This window comes from Sporomusa termitida (genome assembly GCF_007641255.1).
GTDB classification, from domain to species: domain Bacteria; phylum Bacillota; class Negativicutes; order Sporomusales; family Sporomusaceae; genus Sporomusa; species Sporomusa termitida.
Genome location: NZ_CP036259.1, coordinates 1,986,511 through 2,003,048 on the forward strand (window position 1 = coordinate 1,986,511; position 16,538 = coordinate 2,003,048).

The 16,538-nt window shown below is 46.4% G+C and carries 21 protein-coding genes; all 21 read left to right on the forward strand.

Annotated features, from left to right (window positions below):
• The first annotated feature begins 8 nt into the window (after positions 1-8).
• The 21 genes from SPTER_RS09090 (at position 9) to SPTER_RS09190 (ending at position 16,537) form a co-directional block, all read left to right on the forward strand.
• A complete protein-coding gene (locus SPTER_RS09090) occupies positions 9-473 on the forward strand; it encodes a chemotaxis protein CheW (RefSeq protein WP_144350114.1) in 465 nt (154 codons plus the stop codon).
• A gap of 33 nt (positions 474-506) precedes the next feature.
• Positions 507-1,127 (forward strand): chemotaxis protein CheC, encoded by a 621-nt coding sequence (locus SPTER_RS09095; RefSeq protein WP_144350115.1) that lies wholly within the window; start codon positions 507-509, stop codon positions 1,125-1,127.
• Entirely contained in the window at positions 1,127-1,612 is a 486-nt protein-coding gene (locus tag SPTER_RS09100) for a chemotaxis protein CheD (RefSeq protein ID WP_144350116.1), read from the forward strand. Before SPTER_RS09095 ends, SPTER_RS09100 begins: the two co-directional genes overlap by 1 nt.
• Before the next feature lie 17 nt (positions 1,613-1,629).
• Positions 1,630-1,950, forward strand: a complete 321-nt coding sequence (locus SPTER_RS09105) for a hypothetical protein (protein WP_144350117.1) — start codon at positions 1,630-1,632, stop codon at positions 1,948-1,950.
• 19 nt (positions 1,951-1,969) lie between these two features.
• Positions 1,970-2,731 (forward strand): FliA/WhiG family RNA polymerase sigma factor, encoded by a 762-nt coding sequence (locus SPTER_RS09110; RefSeq protein ID WP_144350118.1) that lies wholly within the window; start codon positions 1,970-1,972, stop codon positions 2,729-2,731.
• 47 nt (positions 2,732-2,778) lie between these two features.
• Positions 2,779-4,401, forward strand: a complete 1,623-nt coding sequence (locus SPTER_RS09115; protein WP_144350119.1) for a flagellar assembly protein A — start codon at positions 2,779-2,781, stop codon at positions 4,399-4,401.
• A 35-nt stretch (positions 4,402-4,436) separates the two neighbouring features.
• Positions 4,437-4,781 carry a hypothetical protein gene (locus SPTER_RS09120; protein ID WP_144350120.1) on the forward strand — a complete coding sequence of 115 codons (345 nt, stop codon included), beginning with the start codon at positions 4,437-4,439 and terminating at the stop codon, positions 4,779-4,781.
• Positions 4,782-4,868: 87 nt separating this feature from the next.
• Positions 4,869-5,360 carry a DUF6115 domain-containing protein gene (locus SPTER_RS09125; protein ID WP_170233221.1) on the forward strand — a complete coding sequence of 164 codons (492 nt, stop codon included), beginning with the start codon at positions 4,869-4,871 and terminating at the stop codon, positions 5,358-5,360.
• A gap of 253 nt (positions 5,361-5,613) precedes the next feature.
• Positions 5,614-6,312, forward strand: a complete 699-nt coding sequence (rpsB, locus tag SPTER_RS09130) for a 30S ribosomal protein S2 (RefSeq protein WP_144350122.1) — start codon at positions 5,614-5,616, stop codon at positions 6,310-6,312.
• 69 nt (positions 6,313-6,381) lie between these two features.
• Positions 6,382-7,029, forward strand: a complete 648-nt coding sequence (gene tsf / locus SPTER_RS09135; RefSeq protein ID WP_211367527.1) for a translation elongation factor Ts — start codon at positions 6,382-6,384, stop codon at positions 7,027-7,029.
• Between the two features lie 140 nt (positions 7,030-7,169).
• Positions 7,170-7,898: a UMP kinase gene (gene pyrH, locus SPTER_RS09140; protein WP_144350124.1), complete on the forward strand. Its 729-nt coding sequence runs from the start codon at positions 7,170-7,172 to the stop codon at positions 7,896-7,898.
• Entirely contained in the window at positions 7,895-8,455 is a 561-nt protein-coding gene (gene frr / locus SPTER_RS09145; protein ID WP_144350125.1) for a ribosome recycling factor, read from the forward strand. The genes pyrH and frr overlap by 4 nt, the downstream gene beginning before the upstream one ends.
• A gap of 4 nt (positions 8,456-8,459) precedes the next feature.
• Positions 8,460-8,660: a hypothetical protein gene (locus tag SPTER_RS09150; RefSeq protein ID WP_144350126.1), complete on the forward strand. Its 201-nt coding sequence runs from the start codon at positions 8,460-8,462 to the stop codon at positions 8,658-8,660.
• 3 nt (positions 8,661-8,663) lie between these two features.
• Positions 8,664-8,834: a DUF362 domain-containing protein gene (locus tag SPTER_RS09155; protein ID WP_144350127.1), complete on the forward strand. Its 171-nt coding sequence runs from the start codon at positions 8,664-8,666 to the stop codon at positions 8,832-8,834.
• A gap of 116 nt (positions 8,835-8,950) precedes the next feature.
• Positions 8,951-9,733 carry an undecaprenyl pyrophosphate synthase gene (locus SPTER_RS09160; protein WP_144350128.1) on the forward strand — a complete coding sequence of 261 codons (783 nt, stop codon included), beginning with the start codon at positions 8,951-8,953 and terminating at the stop codon, positions 9,731-9,733.
• On the forward strand, positions 9,734-10,570 hold the full coding sequence (locus SPTER_RS09165) for a phosphatidate cytidylyltransferase (protein WP_246105542.1): 837 nt from the start codon (positions 9,734-9,736) through the stop codon (positions 10,568-10,570).
• 24 nt (positions 10,571-10,594) lie between these two features.
• Positions 10,595-11,755 carry a 1-deoxy-D-xylulose-5-phosphate reductoisomerase gene (locus SPTER_RS09170; RefSeq protein ID WP_144350129.1) on the forward strand — a complete coding sequence of 387 codons (1,161 nt, stop codon included), beginning with the start codon at positions 10,595-10,597 and terminating at the stop codon, positions 11,753-11,755.
• A 24-nt stretch (positions 11,756-11,779) separates the two neighbouring features.
• Positions 11,780-12,811 (forward strand): RIP metalloprotease RseP, encoded by a 1,032-nt coding sequence (rseP, locus tag SPTER_RS09175; RefSeq protein WP_144350130.1) that lies wholly within the window; start codon positions 11,780-11,782, stop codon positions 12,809-12,811.
• 14 nt (positions 12,812-12,825) lie between these two features.
• Entirely contained in the window at positions 12,826-13,893 is a 1,068-nt protein-coding gene (gene ispG / locus SPTER_RS09180) for a flavodoxin-dependent (E)-4-hydroxy-3-methylbut-2-enyl-diphosphate synthase (RefSeq protein ID WP_144350131.1), read from the forward strand.
• Between the two features lie 3 nt (positions 13,894-13,896).
• Positions 13,897-15,612: a proline--tRNA ligase gene (locus SPTER_RS09185; protein WP_144350132.1), complete on the forward strand. Its 1,716-nt coding sequence runs from the start codon at positions 13,897-13,899 to the stop codon at positions 15,610-15,612.
• Positions 15,613-15,865: 253 nt separating this feature from the next.
• A complete protein-coding gene (locus SPTER_RS09190; protein WP_144350133.1) occupies positions 15,866-16,537 on the forward strand; it encodes an MgtC/SapB family protein in 672 nt (223 codons plus the stop codon).
• Position 16,538 lies beyond the last annotated feature (1 nt).

Below are 16,538 nucleotides of genomic sequence, written 5' to 3' on the forward strand. Positions count from 1 at the left end.
GAAAAAAGATGTCTGAAGTAACATATTCCGGCAATGAGGTACAGCTGGTTGTATTTAAACTGGGGCGCGAAGAGTACGGCGTCAGCATTCTGCAAGTCCAGGAAATTAAGCGGATGACCGACATAACCCGGGTGCCCCATTCACCTGAGTATATAAAAGGCGTAATTAATTTGCGCGGCAGTGTATTGCCGGTTATTGACCTCAAGAAGAGGTTAAATCTGCCGCCTATGGACTACACCGATGATACCCGCATTATTATTGTAAAGGTTGAGGATATCATCATTGGCATGATTGTCGATGCCGTATCAGAAGTAACGACGATTGATCAAATGAGCATTGAACCGCCGCAAACAGTAGTAGGCGGCATTGCTGCCGACTATTTAACCGGGGTCGGCAAAATGGAAGACCGGCTGTTAATATTGTTAAATGTTGAGGCAATTATCGGCATTGGCCAGGAAGTTAAGGCTGGTTAATATTTAGTTACTGATGTTAAAGGGGTGGAGAGATTGTCTGAAGATATACTGAAACTTTCACCATTGCAGTTAGATGCACTGCGGGAGATTGGTAATGTCGGCGCCGGCAATGCAGCAACAGCCTTATCTCAGCTCATTAATCAAAAAATTGATATGACAGTGCCTGAGGTGTCAATTTTACCTTTGGGTGAAGTGCCTGAGGTTGTGGGCGGTCCTGATGCAATGGTTGCCGGTGTTTATCTTAGGGTTTTTGGTCCGGCGCCCGGAAGTATTTTATTTCTCCTTCCCCGCGAAAGTGCTTTTTACCTGGTTGACATGCTGATGGGACGCAATCAGGGGGAGACTCAGCTTCTTAACTCCATGGATGAATCGGCTTTAATGGAGATTGGCAATATTTTGGCAGGCGCCTATCTGAACGCTTTGTCCTATTTTACCAAGCTGACCTTACTGCCTTCGATTCCGGCCTTAGCTATTGATATGGCTGGCGCCATCTTAAGCGTCATTTTGATTCAGCTGGGACAAATGGGCGACCATGCGTTAGTCATCGAGACTGAGTTCACTACCGATAATGATGGTGTGAAAGGTCACTTTTTCCTTATTCCTGACCCAGGCTCCCTCAATACAATTTTGACGGCAATCGGGGTGAAGGAATAATGGCTGAACTGATAAAAGTTGGCATGGCTGATTATAAGGTCGGGCGGAACCCTGACAGTTTAATCAGCTATGGCTTAGGGTCCTGTGTGGGTATTGCTTTATTTGATCCTACCGCCAAGGTTGGTGGTTTGGCACATATTATGCTGCCTGACAGCACGCAAGCCCGCTCGGCCGATAACCTGGCAAAATTTGCCGACACGGCGTTGCCGGTAATGCTTAATGAGATTATTAAACTGGGCGGTCTCAAATCACGTATTACCGCCAAAATTGCCGGCGGTTCCCAAATGTTTACCTTTACTAATACCACTGATATCATGAGAGTCGGCGAGCGCAATGCCGATGCAGTTCGGGCCGTGCTTAAAAAGCTGGAAATCAGGGTTATAGCCGAAGATACTGGAGGAAACTATGGACGCACTGTCGAATTAAGATTAGACAACGGTGTCTTTCGGGTTAAAACAATTGACAAAGGTGAGAAACAATTATAGTTTTGGAGGAAGGACTTATGCCGCTAAATATACGGATTGGCTTATATATGGCGCTGATTACCGGTATGTTAACCATATTGGTTGGTGCTATGAGTGGTGTTACGCCAGTGGTTATTTTATACCGGACATTAGTTTCTTTAGTCCTTTTTGCCGTATTAGGATATAGTTCGGTTCAATTTGCCGAGCGTTATTTCCGGGATAAACTCAATGAAACAGGAACGAAAGGCAAGCACCTTGATGTAGTAAGTCCTGATGAGCATGGGGACAAGATACCGGCGCCTGAATTTAAGCCCCTGAATCCTGAACAGCTGGAAAATATTACACTAACGCAAAAGTAGGATGGAGAGGTAAGCGCTAATGCCAGGTAATGACGCTGAACAGAAGGCTGCCAGCATACTCAAGCTTTGGCGGGACTATCATACTAACCGGAATCCGGAGAGCAGAGAAAAGCTGATTGAAAATTATCTGCCGCTGGTTAAACTGGTGGCGGGGCGGGTTGCAGTCAGTTTACCCCAGCATGTAGATAAGGATGATCTAATTAGCAACGGTTTTTTCGGACTTATGGAATCGATTGAGCGTTTTGATCCTGACCGTGGGGTTAAATTCGAGACGTATGCCGTGGTACGTGTCCGGGGGGCCATTTTGGATTCTCTCCGGGCCCAGGACTGGATACCGGCGACAATCCGGCAAAAAGCCAGGCAATATGAACAAACTGTGGCGAAACTGGAGCATGGGCTCGGTCGTTCCGCCCACGATGAAGAAATTGCGGCGGCAATGAAGATTTCCCTTAGTGAACTTTATACGCTCATCAATCATTTGAATATCAGCACACTTATTCCGTTGGAAGAGTTTGCCAGAACAGAGACAGCTTCCCAGCATATCCCCAATCCTTCCCAGCAGCTAGAGGAAGAGGAAGTACGGTTTATGCTGGCTAAAAGTATAGATAAATTGCCGGAAAAAGAACGTTTAGTTGTCAGTTTGTATTATTATAACGGCCTGACATTAAAAGAAATCAGCCTAATATTAAAATTATCCGAAGCGCGTATTTCGCAGCTTCATACTAAAGCTATTTTCAGGCTGCGTGGCGCTTTATCAAGATTAAAGTCAAGCCTTTTGTGAGCTTAATGGTTTAATCAGATGACAGTAATTCAGATGGGGGGGTATGTATGAGTTCAGATGAACACTTTTTAGAGCAGCTAGAGGCTAACATGAGTTCACTTGACGGATATTTTAATATTACGGAAGATGAGCAGGGTGTCCATTTATCTGTTTATCCCCCGCAAGGTGCAGGCCAGCCGGTAAAAGTTCCACAAATTGTTGAGAATTTTAGAGGGCGCGGGATTAGTAAAATCGATAACGCCTTGCTGATACGTGTTGTCAAAGAAGCCCTGGGAACCCCTGTAAAGATTGCAGACAAGCCGGTTGAGGTCGAAGCTGATATACAAACTCTGGTGGCCCGTGATCGAATGGAAGCTCAGTTACAGGTAACCCTGCCCAAAGGGTGCCGGCCGGTGACCCCTGAGGATATTATGAATAGGATTAAGACGGCCGGCATCGTTTACGGCATTGATCCTGAGGCGATCAATGCAGCTCTGGCCCGCCCCGGCAGCACTGTGGTATGTGCAAAAGGGTTGCGGCCTGTTGATGGGGCTAATGCCTATATTACATACCATGTCGACCTGGAAAGCAAAGGACGGCCTGTTGAACTGGAAGACGGCCGGGTGGATTTTAAAAATTTAAATATGTTTACTACTGTTCCCAAAGATGAGTTGCTGGCAGAAAAAATTCCGCCTACACCAGGGGCTGCCGGTAGGGATATCTTAGGGAATGAAGTTCCGGCTAAACCAGGCAGAGACGTGCTGTTGCCAATCGGGAAAAACGTGTATGCGGTCGACGGTCTGAAAGTACATGCCGGCCAAGCCGGCCAACTTGTTGTTATTAATAACAAAATAAATGTAATACCGGTTATAGAGGTCAAGGGTGATGTTGACTTATCTACAGGCAATATTGAATTTGTCGGCAATGTTATTATCCAAGGTTCGGTTCAAACCGGCTTTTCTGTGAAGGCTGAAGGTAATGTCGAGATTGCCGGCAATGTCAGCGGCGGGATTATTGAAGGAAAAAATATTATTGTCCGGATGGGAATTCAGGGCATGCACCGGGGTTATATAAAAGCTACGGAAAATATCGTGGCCAAGTATATTGAGAATGCCATAGTGTCTGCAGGCAAAGATGTTATTGTCAGCGATGTTGTCTTACATAGCAAGGTAAGTGCTGCCAAGCGGGTTGTCGTCGAAGAACGCCGTGGTCTGATCGTTGGCGGACAGATAGTGGCCGGTGAGGAAATCAGAGCAAAAACGGTGGGTACCGGTTCAGCGACCAATACGGATATTGAGGTCGGTGTAAACCCGCAAATGCGGGAAGAATACCAACAGATCCGCAAAGAAGTCAGAAAAGTCGAATTTAATCTTGAACAGACGCAGAAGGCCCTTACTATTCTGAAAGCCATGAATCAAAATTCACTGCCGCCGGATAAGCGGGAAATGCTGCTGAAACTGACTAAAGCCCAGTTCCATTTAATTGGGCAACTGGAGGCTATGCGCAATAGAACTGCGGCAATAGAACTTGTATTCGAAGAGATGCGCTACGGCCACATAAAAGTTGCCGATACTGTTTATCCGGGGGTAAAACTGGTTGTCGGCACATTGGTAAAACCGGTGCGGGATCCCATTAAATTTGCTACCTTTTATGCGGAAGACGGCGAAATAAAAACAGGTTCCTATAAGTAGCGCAAATCTACCAATCAAAGTAGATTTATGATTGGATGGTGATGGCAGTGAGCATTAGATCGATTGATATGCAGGTGCTTATTCCAAGAGCAACAGAAGTCCAAAAACACCAGAATACAATTGCTCAACAAGGTACATTACAGCAACAGCAGATGGCTGAACAAATGCAAAAAACGGCAGAAGTAAGGCAGCATCAGGTTCAGGATATAGAAAAAAGCCAGAGCGGCCGAGTGAACCGTGATGAGACAAAGGACGAGCGTTCCTCGAGTAGCTATCCGCGCCAGGAACCTGCTGCGAATCAAGTGGAAACAGACGAAAAAGAGAATCCGGTTAGTGGTCAAGATCCTGTCCTTGGTCATATTATTGATATAAAAACGTAACTGCGAGGTGCTATTTTGCTTACTGGCGTGATTATTTCCCTGCTTGCCCTGGTACTTTTAGCTTTTTTCCTGATCTATAAAAAGCAAATGCTTATAAAAATGTTTACTTTTAACATATCTGCTCATGCCAATGAGTTTTCTCAGCAACTCGAGCAAACGGCCGACATAGCCGTTAAGCGGCTGGAGGATGAGGCGATGCAGCTTGAATTGTTGTTGGAGGAAGCCGAAGCTAAAATGGCCATGCTTAACAGGCAGGTTGAAGAAGCCAACAAAACCATTCAGCAATTAAACGGATTAGGCCGTAAACAGGTCCCGGCTGCCATCGAACAGAATCAGATTATTCCCGCTGCCGGTATTAATGGTATAACGGGGACGGCTGAGCAGCCGGAAACAGTCAGTGCTTTTGCTAAGACAGTGACAGCTGATAGCAAGCCAATGCCCCCCGAGCCGGTGAATCATGAACGGCACCGGATTATTATGGCAATGGCCGATCAGGGTTATAATGTAACCGAGATTGCAAAGGCTACCGGTAGCGGGAAAGGCGAAATAATGCTGTTGTTGCAGTTGCATAAAAAATAAGCATTATGGGCAACATATCCTAGCAAATAAAGATTTTTTACAGGCAGGCTGTCAGCCTGCCTGCCGCTTAGCCTGAGGTCCAGAGAGCAGTCAAACAAATATTTTTAGAATATATGACTTGTTATCAGCAATTAGGTATGCTATACTAATTTTTGGTGTTATCACACACGCAATCTAATTTTGCTACTGTGCCAAATCTGGTGAAAGCAAAAAATGCGGATTGCGGCGGTAAATTAACAGGAGGTGCAAGTTTATGTCAGTAATCTCTATGAAGCAGCTTTTGGAAGCCGGTGTTCATTTCGGACATCAAACCAGAAGGTGGAACCCTAAAATGGCCCCGTACATATTTACGGAGCGCAATGGTATTTACATTATTGACCTGCAGAAAACAGTAAAAAAGGTAGAGGAAGCGTATAATTTTGTCCGTGATCTGGCTGCCCAGGGACAAACTATGCTGTTTGTTGGTACTAAGAAACAAGCTCAGGAAGCGGTAAAAGAAGAAGCTATCAGATGTGAAATGTTTTATGTGAATGAAAGATGGCTTGGTGGTATGCTGACTAATTTCCAGACTATTCAAAAACGCATCAACAGATTGCGTGAACTTGAAGATATGGAAGCAAAAGGCATGTTCGAAGTATTGCCCAAGAAAGAAGTCATTACTTTGCGCCATGAGATGGAACGGCTGCAAAAATTTCTTGGCGGCATAAAAAACATGCACAAACTTCCCGGTGCTCTCTTTATTATTGATCCCCGGAAAGAGCGGATCGCTGTGGCTGAGGCCCGCAATCTGGGAATTCCTATCGTCGGTATTGTCGATACCAATTGTGACCCTGATGAAATTGATTATATTATTCCAGGCAATGATGATGCCATCCGGGCTGTCAAGCTACTTACCGCAAAAGTTGCCGATGCCATATTAGAAGGCCGCCAAGGCGAGCAGATGGCAGAGTAATTATTATTTGCAGATTAAAGGTAAGGGGATTTTGCCCTCTTACCTTTAATAATCGTTAGGAGGATTAAAATGATAACGGCTGAAATGGTTAAAGAATTACGGGAACGGACTGGCGCCGGTATGATGGATTGTAAAAAAGCGCTGACTGAAACGAATGGTGATATGGAAAAGGCTGTTGATTTTTTGCGTGAAAAGGGATTAGCTGCTGCTGCCAAAAAAGCCAGCCGGGTTGCCTCCGAAGGGCTTGTTGAAGCTTATATACACGGAGCAGGACGTATTGGTGTTTTGCTTGAAGTTAACTGTGAGACGGATTTTGTGGCTAAGACTGATGGCTTTAAAGCATTAGTACGGGATATTGCTATGCAAATAGCAGCTGCTAACCCCACTTATGTTACCCGTCAGGAAGTACCGGAAGAAATACTCAACCATGAACGGGAAATCCTGCGGGCTCAGGCTCTTAATGAGGGTAAACCGGCGCATATTGTGGAAAAAATGATTGAAGGCCGTCTGGAGAAATTCTATAAAGATGCCTGCTTGCTGGAACAGCCGTTCATCAAGGATCCGGACAAAACGATAACTCAGCTGATCACTGCCAGCGTGGCTAAAATTGGCGAGAATATTTCAGTTCGCCGCTTTACCAGATATCATCTGGGTGAGGGGATTGAGAAAAAAGCCAATGACTTTGCAGCGGAGGTAATGGCTGCGGTTAAGAAATAAAGAGAACACTTAGTGTTCTCTTTTTTCTAAAGAAAATACGCCCTGCCCCGGGTAAATTTTCTGATAGAAGAAAAAAATATTGTTCCAAATAAAGGATTTATTCTCTATTTGTAGAAATGTTATTAAAGGAGGTCCCTCTATTGGCTGCAGGTAAATATAAACGCATTGTCTTAAAATTAAGTGGTGAGGCCCTGGCCGGGAATCAAGGCTATGGGATAGATCCGGTTGTGGTTGATGCTATTGCCAGAGAGATCAAAGAAGTTAAAGCAAGTCAGCTGGATGTGGCTGTTGTTGTTGGCGGTGGGAATATTTGGCGTGGTCTTGCCGGCAGTGCCAAAGGCATGGACCGGGCCACTGCCGATTATATGGGTATGCTGGCTACGGTTATGAACGCGCTGGCTTTGCAGGATGCACTTGAACATTGTGGTGTAGATTCCAGAGTACAAAGTGCCATTAACATGCAGCAGGTAGCTGAACCATATATCCGGCGCCGGGCGATACGCCATATGGAAAAAGGACGCGTAGTTATTTTTGCTGCCGGTACGGGTAACCCTTATTTTTCTACCGATACGACTGCTGCCCTCAGAGCAGCGGAAATTGAAGCAGATGTCATTTTAATGGCCAAAAAGAATGCCGACGGGGTATACGATTCTGATCCCCGGCATAATCCTAATGCTAAAAAGTTTAAAGAGCTTGAATATATTGAGGTGTTGCAGCGCGGTTTAGGTGTTATGGACTCGACGGCTACCTCACTCTGTATGGATAATAAAATACCGATTGTAGTATTTAGTATCGATAAACCAGGCAATATATTAACAGCGGCATTAGGCAAAGATATTGGAACTATCGTTGGGGGAGAAAAGAAATGATAGTCAAAGAGATTTATGCTGCCCATGAAGATAAAATGAAAAAAGCGTTGGAAAATCTGCGGCGGGAATATGGTAGCCTGCGGGCCGGGAGAGCAACACCGTCCCTATTGGAAAAGGTGCTGGTTGACTATTATGGTACACCGACACCTGTAAACCAGGTAGCAAATATTTCGGTGCCTGAACCCCGCATGATTATTATTCAGCCATGGGAAAAAACGATGATTAATGCGATTGATAAGGCGATCCAAAAGTCAGATTTGGGGTTGATGCCTAATAGTGATGGTGTAGTTATCAGGTTGTCTATTCCCCAGCTTACGCAGGAGCGGCGGACAGAGATCGTTAAGGTAATTCATAAAAAAGCGGAAGAAGCCCGAGTCGCTATTCGTAATCTCCGGCGTGATGCCAATGAAGGTATTAAAAAATCTGAAAAAGACAAGAGCGTTTCGGAAGACGAAGTCAAGAAGGCTCAGGATGATATTCAGAAGCTGACAGATAAATATATTAAAGAAGTAGAGCTGATTATGTCCGCAAAAGAAAAAGAAATAATGGAAGTGTAACAGTGTGGATACAGTTGCGCAACCGCTAATTAAGGTTATCGAAAAACTGGAACAAGCTAAACTTTCCTATACCGTTACCGTTACTAAACCGGCACGCACGACGTTCCAGCTGCAAGATGATCTTTTTGTTATTAGGCAGCAATTAGATGATACTGGTATTTATAAGTTAACGGTTGCTGCAAAAATGGGAAAGGAGGTGTTTTAAAGAATGGCCTACAAAATTACAGATGAATGCGTTGCATGTGGTTCCTGTGCTGCAACTTGTCCGGTTGAAGCCATCAAAGAGGGTGAGCCGGTTTACACCATCACTGATGAATGTGTTGAGTGTGGCGCTTGTGCAGCAGTTTGCCCAACTGGTGCAATTATAGCTCCGGAATAATTTAAATCCCCCTCGGAAGAGGGGGTTTAAATTTGGTATTCGTTGGCTAGATTTACTAGATTTCGGGGATAATTCTGATATTGATTACAGTTAATAGTTTGGCGGAGGGGCTTAGCGTGTGGAAGAAATGGTTTAGTCGAAGTGAGCCCGGGGAACATAATAATTATGATAAAATTAATCATGAGAAACTCCCCCGGCATATAGCAATCATTATGGATGGCAATGGACGATGGGCGCAAAGAAAAGGACTTCCCCGTGCTTTGGGTCACCGGGCCGGGGCTGAAGCCCTGCGGGGAATTGTCAAGGCAGCTGCCGAAATGGGGATACAGGCCCTTACGGCGTATGCATTTTCCACCGAAAACTGGCGCCGTCCGGCTGATGAAGTACAGTTGCTCATGAGCCTGCTGGCAGATTACCTTGATAATGAAATTAATGAACTTCACCAGAATAATGTACAAATTCGCTTTATCGGCAACATTGACGGACTGGCACCAGGCCTGCAGAAGAAAATAGAAAAAGCTCAGGCGCAAACTGCTCACAATACCGGCTTAATTTTAAATCTTGCCGTAAACTACGGCGCACGGGCGGAGCTCTTGCGGGCTGTTAAAATAATTGCTGAAAAAGCAGTACATAAAGAACTGGCCTTACAAGATATCAATGAATCAATTATTGAAGAAAATTTATATACTGCCGGCCTGCCGGCACCGGATTTATTAATCAGGCCCAGTGGTGATTATCGTATTAGCAATTTTTTATTATGGCAAATGGCGTACACTGAATTTTGGTTTACCGATATTAACTGGCCGGACTTCAAACCAGTTCACTTAGTACAGGCTGTATATGAATTTCAGCAGCGGGAACGCCGGTTTGGCGGCATTAAAAATACAAAAAAACGGTAGGTGCCTACATTGCTTGGTAAGCGTATTGTAACAGCAGTTATTGGAATTCCAATAACTGTATATATTATTAATTACGGGACATGGATATTTGCTGCCGCGGCAGCATTACTGGCACTGGTTGCCTGGCATGAGTTCTTTAAAATGATGGCGGTTAAGAATATAAAGGTTCACTATCTTACTGGATTTCTGGGTGTGCTTTTAGTTTTAGGCTGTGCCTGGCTTGGCAATGCCCAGGAGTTCATTATGGTAATTTTGCTGCTTGTCTTAGTGCCAATGGTCAAAACTGTATTATGCCATAAAAATTATGGGCTTGTCGAAGCTGCTGTTACCCTGCTGGGGACGTTATATGTAAGCTTGCCATTTTCGCATTTGCTATTGCTGCGGTTTACTGAGCCCAATCAATACATACCCACAGCATTAGGCAGCTTAGCGGCGGGAGCAGCTTATCTATGGTTAGCCTTTGTCGGGACATGGGCCAGTGATACACTGGCTTATTTTGTCGGTTCTACCCTGGGACGCCATAAATTATGTCCGGCCATCAGTCCGGGGAAGACTTATGAAGGGGCAGCCGGGGGTTTAGTTGGCAGTATTATGGGAATAACTGCCATGGGAATGCTGTTTGGCTTGCCTGCTATACATACTTTTGTATTAGGCCTGCTAGTAGGTATTGCCGCTCCGCTGGGGGACCTTACGGAATCTGCCTTGAAACGCTTTGCCGGCGTTAAGGATTCAGGCCGGCTTTTGCCAGGCCACGGGGGCGTTCTTGATCGTTTTGATGCCATTATGTTTGCTACACCGGTAGTATATTATTATGTTAAGGTTTTTATTATCGTTTAGAATTACAGACAGGAGATCTTCTTTATGCTACATGTCGCAGTTTTAGGAAGTACCGGGTCAATAGGGACCCAGACACTGGATGTTATTGCCGCTAATCCGGATAAATATAAAGTTACGGTGCTGGCTGCTTATAAAAGTAATAAGTTACTGGCTGAACAAATAGAATATTTTAAACCGCAAGTGGCCGTTTTGATTGATAAGCAGGCGGCCGACCGGCTGGCTGCCGGTTATCACGGGCCAACAAAAATTTTAACCGGTGAAGAAGGCCTGCTGGAAGCAGCTACTTTTCCGCACACAGATACGGTGCTGACAGCGCTTGTAGGTTTTGCCGGCCTGGGACCAACGATAGCCGCAATCAAAGCCGGAAAAAATATTGCCTTGGCCAACAAGGAGACCTTAGTTGCTGCCGGCGAAATTGTTATGCCGCTGGCTAAGCAGTACAATGTCAGTGTTTATCCTGTGGATAGTGAACATAGTGCCGTCTTTCAATGCCTGCAGGGTGAGAATAAAAGCCAGGTCTCCCGTCTTATTCTGACGGCATCAGGCGGACCGTTCCGGGGGCGGACTGTCCCGGAAATGGAAAATGTGACTGTAGCTGACTGTTTACACCACCCCAACTGGTCTATGGGGCGCAAGATTACTGTTGATTCAGCCACATTAGCCAATAAAGGCCTGGAAGTTATTGAAGCAAAATGGTTATTTGATGTAGCGTATAACCAGATTGAGGTTTGCGTTCATCCGCAAAGTATCATTCATTCGATGGTTGAGTTTGTTGATGGCAGTGTCCTGGCCCAAATGGGTATGCCTGATATGCGGCTGCCAATCCAGTATGCATTATCCTATCCGGAGCGTATGCCGTCAAGTTATCCGCGCCTGGACTTTACAGCCCTGTCGGCCTTGACGTTTGAGAAGCCGGATATTATTAATTTTCCGGCCTTGGCGTTAGCCTATAACGCCGGCAAAAGCGGGGGGACAGTGCCCTGTGTTTTCAATGCCGCCAATGAAGTGGCTGTAGTTGCTTTCTTAAATGGCGAAATTAGTTTTCTTGATATCCCCAAGGTTATAGGCTATACTATTGAAAGCCATATAAATGTCCTTAATATCGATTTGAACCAGATTTATCTGGCAGATACCTGGGCCCGCGTCCGTGCGCAGGAGGTAGTGGCAGACCTCAGAAAACGGTAACATATTTGAAGGGTTGGTGAAAGTTTGTCTACACTGGTAGCGACTATTTTCGTTTTTGGTTTACTGATTTTATTTCACGAGCTGGGTCACTTTATTACCGCTAAAAGTGTTGGTATGAGAGTTGATGAGTTTGCTATTGGCTTTGGACCAAAGCTGATAAGCCGGAAAATCGGCGAAACAGTCTACTCCATACGTATTATACCCCTTGGGGGCTTTAACAAAATTGCCGGTATGGATCCTGATGAAGAGCAGGATGAGCGCTCCTTCAGCGCTAAACCGATTTGGGCCAGGATGCTGGTCATTGTGGCCGGTTCAGCCATGAATTTTGTGCTGCCTATTATTTTGTTGTTTATTGTATTTGTGAGTGCCGGCGTTGATACTCCATCGAATCAGCCCTTAATCGGTGCTATTTTTCCGGAAAAACCGGCAGCCATGGCCGGCTTGCAGCCAGGTGACCGGGTAACTGCCGTTAATGGGGCCCCGATAGATTCGTGGCGTCAATTTGTCAGCGTTATCCAGGGTAGTGCCGGAGCGAAGCTTACCATTACTTATGCACGCGGTTCTGAGACAGGAAAAACTGCCATACTCACGCCGGAATATGATGAAAAGGGGAAACGGGGCATCATTGGCGTGACGCCGCATATTGATAAATACCAGCCCGGACTTGCAGAATCGGCAGGCCTGGCGGCTAAACAAACCTTCGTCGTTGCGCAGGCTATGCTTATCGGCATTGGCGAAATGGTTACAGGCAAGACTGCCGCCGATGTTGCCGGTCCGATTGGTGTTGCCCAAATGGCTGGCGAGGTGGCGCAGCTTGGGGTTATCCCGTTATTGCAATTTGCCGCTTTTTTAAGCATCAATTTGGGGTTAATTAATCTTCTGCCTGTGCCGGTATTGGACGGCGGGCATGTGGTAACCCTGGCGGTGGAAGGCGTGCGCGGCAAACCTCTTAATAGAAATCAAATGCAGTTTATTCAAATGATTGGTTTTGCTTTACTGATACTGCTGTTCGTTGTGGCAACTTTTAAGGATATATCGCGATTAAAATTGTTTTAAGCTGGTGAGAGTGTATGCAACGCAACCAAACACGTTCTCTGCAATTGGGCAGAGTTGTTATCGGCGGTTCTGCCCCGATTACGGTACAATCCATGACCAATACCCGTACCGACAATGTAACCGGCACTGTTGCCCAGATTAGGCGGCTGCTTGATGCCGGCTGCGATATCGTGCGGGTGGCCGTGCCCGATATGGCCGCGGCCCTGGCAATAGAGCAAATAAAACTGGCTGTTGATGTCCCGCTTGTTGCCGATATTCACTTTGATTACCGTCTGGCGCTTGCCGCGATTGAACGGGGGGTTGATGCGCTGCGCTTAAATCCTGGTAATATTGGCAATCCCGAGCATATAGCAATGGTTGTCGAGGCAGCTAAAAAACAGCGTATTCCCATCCGTGTCGGCGTTAATGCCGGTTCTCTCAGCAAAGAAATGCTGGCCAAATATGGCGGGCGGCCAACGGCTCAGGCCATGGTGGAGAGTGCTCTCAGCCATATACATATTTTGGAGAAGCATGACTTTTTTGCTATTAAAATATCGTTGAAAGCTCATGCTGTGCCACTTACACTCAGCGCTTATCAGCTTATGTCAGAGACTACAGATTACCCCCTGCACTTAGGTATAACGGAAGCAGGAACAGTGCGTTCCGGTGCGGTAAAGTCGGCCGTGGGGATCGGGGCGTTGCTGGCCCAGGGGATTGGTGATACAATCCGGGTGTCCCTTACCGGCGACCCGGTGGAAGAAGTCCGGGTAGCTAATGAAATTCTAAAATCGCTGGGTCTTAAACAGGCGGGCCCCACCCTGGTATCCTGCCCAACCTGTGGCCGGTGCCAGCTTGATCTTATACCTATTGCTGAAATCGTGGAAGATAAGCTTAAATTTGTAACTAAGCCGATTACAGTCGCTGTAATGGGCTGTATTGTCAACGGTCCGGGTGAAGCCAAGGAGGCTGATGTTGGCATTGCCGGCGGCAAAGGCGAAGGATTGTTGTTCAGTAAAGGTAAAATCATCCGCAAGATACCGGAAGCTGAACTTGTAAGTGCATTGTTTGCTGAGATTGATAAGCTTATTAAGGAGGAGATTTAGTCTATGCGTGTTTCCCGACTATTTGCACCAACTTTAAGAGAAACCCCGGCGGAAGCCGAAATTATAAGTCATCAGCTGATGCTGCGGGCCGGTTTTATTCGTAAGGCAGCCGGTGGTATTTATTCCTATTTGCCGCTGGCCTGGCGGGTACTTAAGAAAATTGAGACAATTGTGCGCGAAGAAATGGATGCCAAAGGTGGTCAGGAACTGGCGATGCCGGTCATTCAGCCGGCTGAAATGTGGCAGGAAACTGGCCGCTGGAGCGTTTATGGTGAGGAAATGTTTCGCCTCAAAGACCGGCATAACCGTAACTTCTGCTTAGGACCAACCCATGAAGAAATGATTACAACTCTGGTGCGGGGTGAGGTCCGCTCTTACCGTCAGCTGCCCCTGCTGCTGTATCAGATTCAAAATAAGTATCGGGACGAGATCAGACCCCGGTTTGGCCTGATGCGCGGCCGTGAGTTCATCATGAAAGATTTGTACTCCTTTGACCGCGATGAAGCAGGCCTTGACCAAAGCTATAAGAAAATGTACGATGCCTATACCCGGATATTTACCCGTTGCGGCCTGACATTCCGGGCGGTAGAAGCCGATTCAGGCGCTATCGGCGGCAGCGGTTCCCATGAATTTATGGTGCTGGCTGAATCCGGAGAAGCGGCTATTAGCTACTGTGGCAGTTGTGATTATGCTGCTAATGTCGAAAAAGCAGAACTCCAGCCGGTACAGGCTCAGGCTGAAGAATGCCTGCCCCTGACCGAAAAAGCTACACCAGGCACTAAGTCCATTGCTGATGTTAGCCAATACCTGGGCGTTGGCCCGGAAAGAACGATAAAGACGCTGGCTTACCGTACCGATACCGGCAGTGTTGTTCTGGCGCTGGTCCGGGGAGATCATGAGGTTAATGAAATTAAACTGCTGAACCAGGTTGGCTGTCTACAGCTTGATATGGCCAACGATGAGGCGATAGCCGGTATTTTACAGAGCCACGCCGGTTATATAGGACCGGTAGGTCTTGACGGCAGCGAGAATGTCATTATTGTTGCCGATGCCACAGTTATGAATATGTACAATGCTGTATGCGGTGCCAACAAACGTGATCTGCATTATAGTAATGTGAACCCCAGCCGTGATTTTAAGCCGGCAATTATTGCCGATATCCGCCTGATTCAGGCCAATGATCCCTGTCCGCGTTGCGGTGAGCCGGTAAAAACAGCGCGGGGGATTGAGGTTGGGCAGGTATTCAAATTGTTTACTAAATACAGTACCGCCCTGCAAGCGACCTTTATCGGTGAAGATGGTAAAGAACGGCCTATCGTTATGGGGTGTTATGGGGTGGGCGTCAGCCGGACCATGGCAGCTGCTGTTGAACAAAATTATGATCAGCATGGAATTATCTGGCCGGTACCGATTGCTCCTTATCAGGCAGTGGTTATTCCTGTCAGTAGTAAGGATGAAGCCCAGACGGCCTGGGCGGAAAAAATATATGGCGAGTTGTGCGCTCAAGGTGTGGAAGCTTTGCTTGACGACCGTAACGAACGGCCTGGTGTTAAGTTCAAGGATGCAGATCTTATTGGCTATCCACTGAAAGTTACAATTGGTCCCAAAACCATCAGTGAAAATCTAATTGAGGTTAAAGTGCGGCGTACAGGTGAGACACTTTATTTTAGCCCGGAGGATTATCTTGAGGGGATCAGGGAATTGCTTGCCAAACTGTAACTGGATGCAGCTTTACACTCGAAAGCGTGATGCCTGGCTATCACGCTTTTTGAGTCTACCAGAATTTATAAATAAATTCTGTGGACATAAGAACGACTAAGGCTTCTGCCGTCGTCTTAAAGGACTTGGCACAAGCCAAGTCTTTTCTTAATTATCTATTTGCCTCTAAGCGTGAATTTGTAACCTGCTTTTGCTTTATTCCATCATCTTGGACTGCGGTTAGCCCGTAAATGCGTACAGGAAGGGTGATGATATGGCTCCTATTAGTGAAATCGATATTGTTTTACGGTTAGGTATCTCCTGTATTCTAGGCGGCTTGATCGGACTTGAGCGGGAAAGCCTGGAGCGTCCTGCCGGCTTACGTACACATATTTTAGTATGTATCGGCTCAGCCTTAATGATGATTGTATCTATCTATGGCTTTGCCGGTTATGAGTCTGTCAACAAAGATCCTGGCCGGATTGCCGCCCAGGTTGTCAGCGGTATTGGTTTTTTGGGGGCCGGTACCATTCTGCGGGAAGGAGTAACAGTTACAGGCCTTACTACGGCTGCCAGTTTATGGGTAGTTGCCGGCATCGGCTTAGCAATTGGCTGCGGGCAGTTTTTTGCCGGTATTGCAGGCACGGGGCTGGTATTTCTGACACTGGTGTTATTTCGTCAGATGGAGCGGCGCCATTGGAGCAATAAATACTGTGACCGGGTTAAGCTGGTGATCCGCGACCAGCCCGGGCAACTTGGCCGGGTAGGTATGTTTTTTGGCAAACACGGTATCGGCATAAAAAATATAACGATGCAGCATGTTCCTGAACAAAAAATAATAAATTTAGAGTTTGTCCTAAAAATCCCGTCAGAGGCCGATATGCTGCAAATATTCGCCGAACTGGCCGAAATTGACGGCGTGCTTTCCCTTAATAAATCATGTTAAA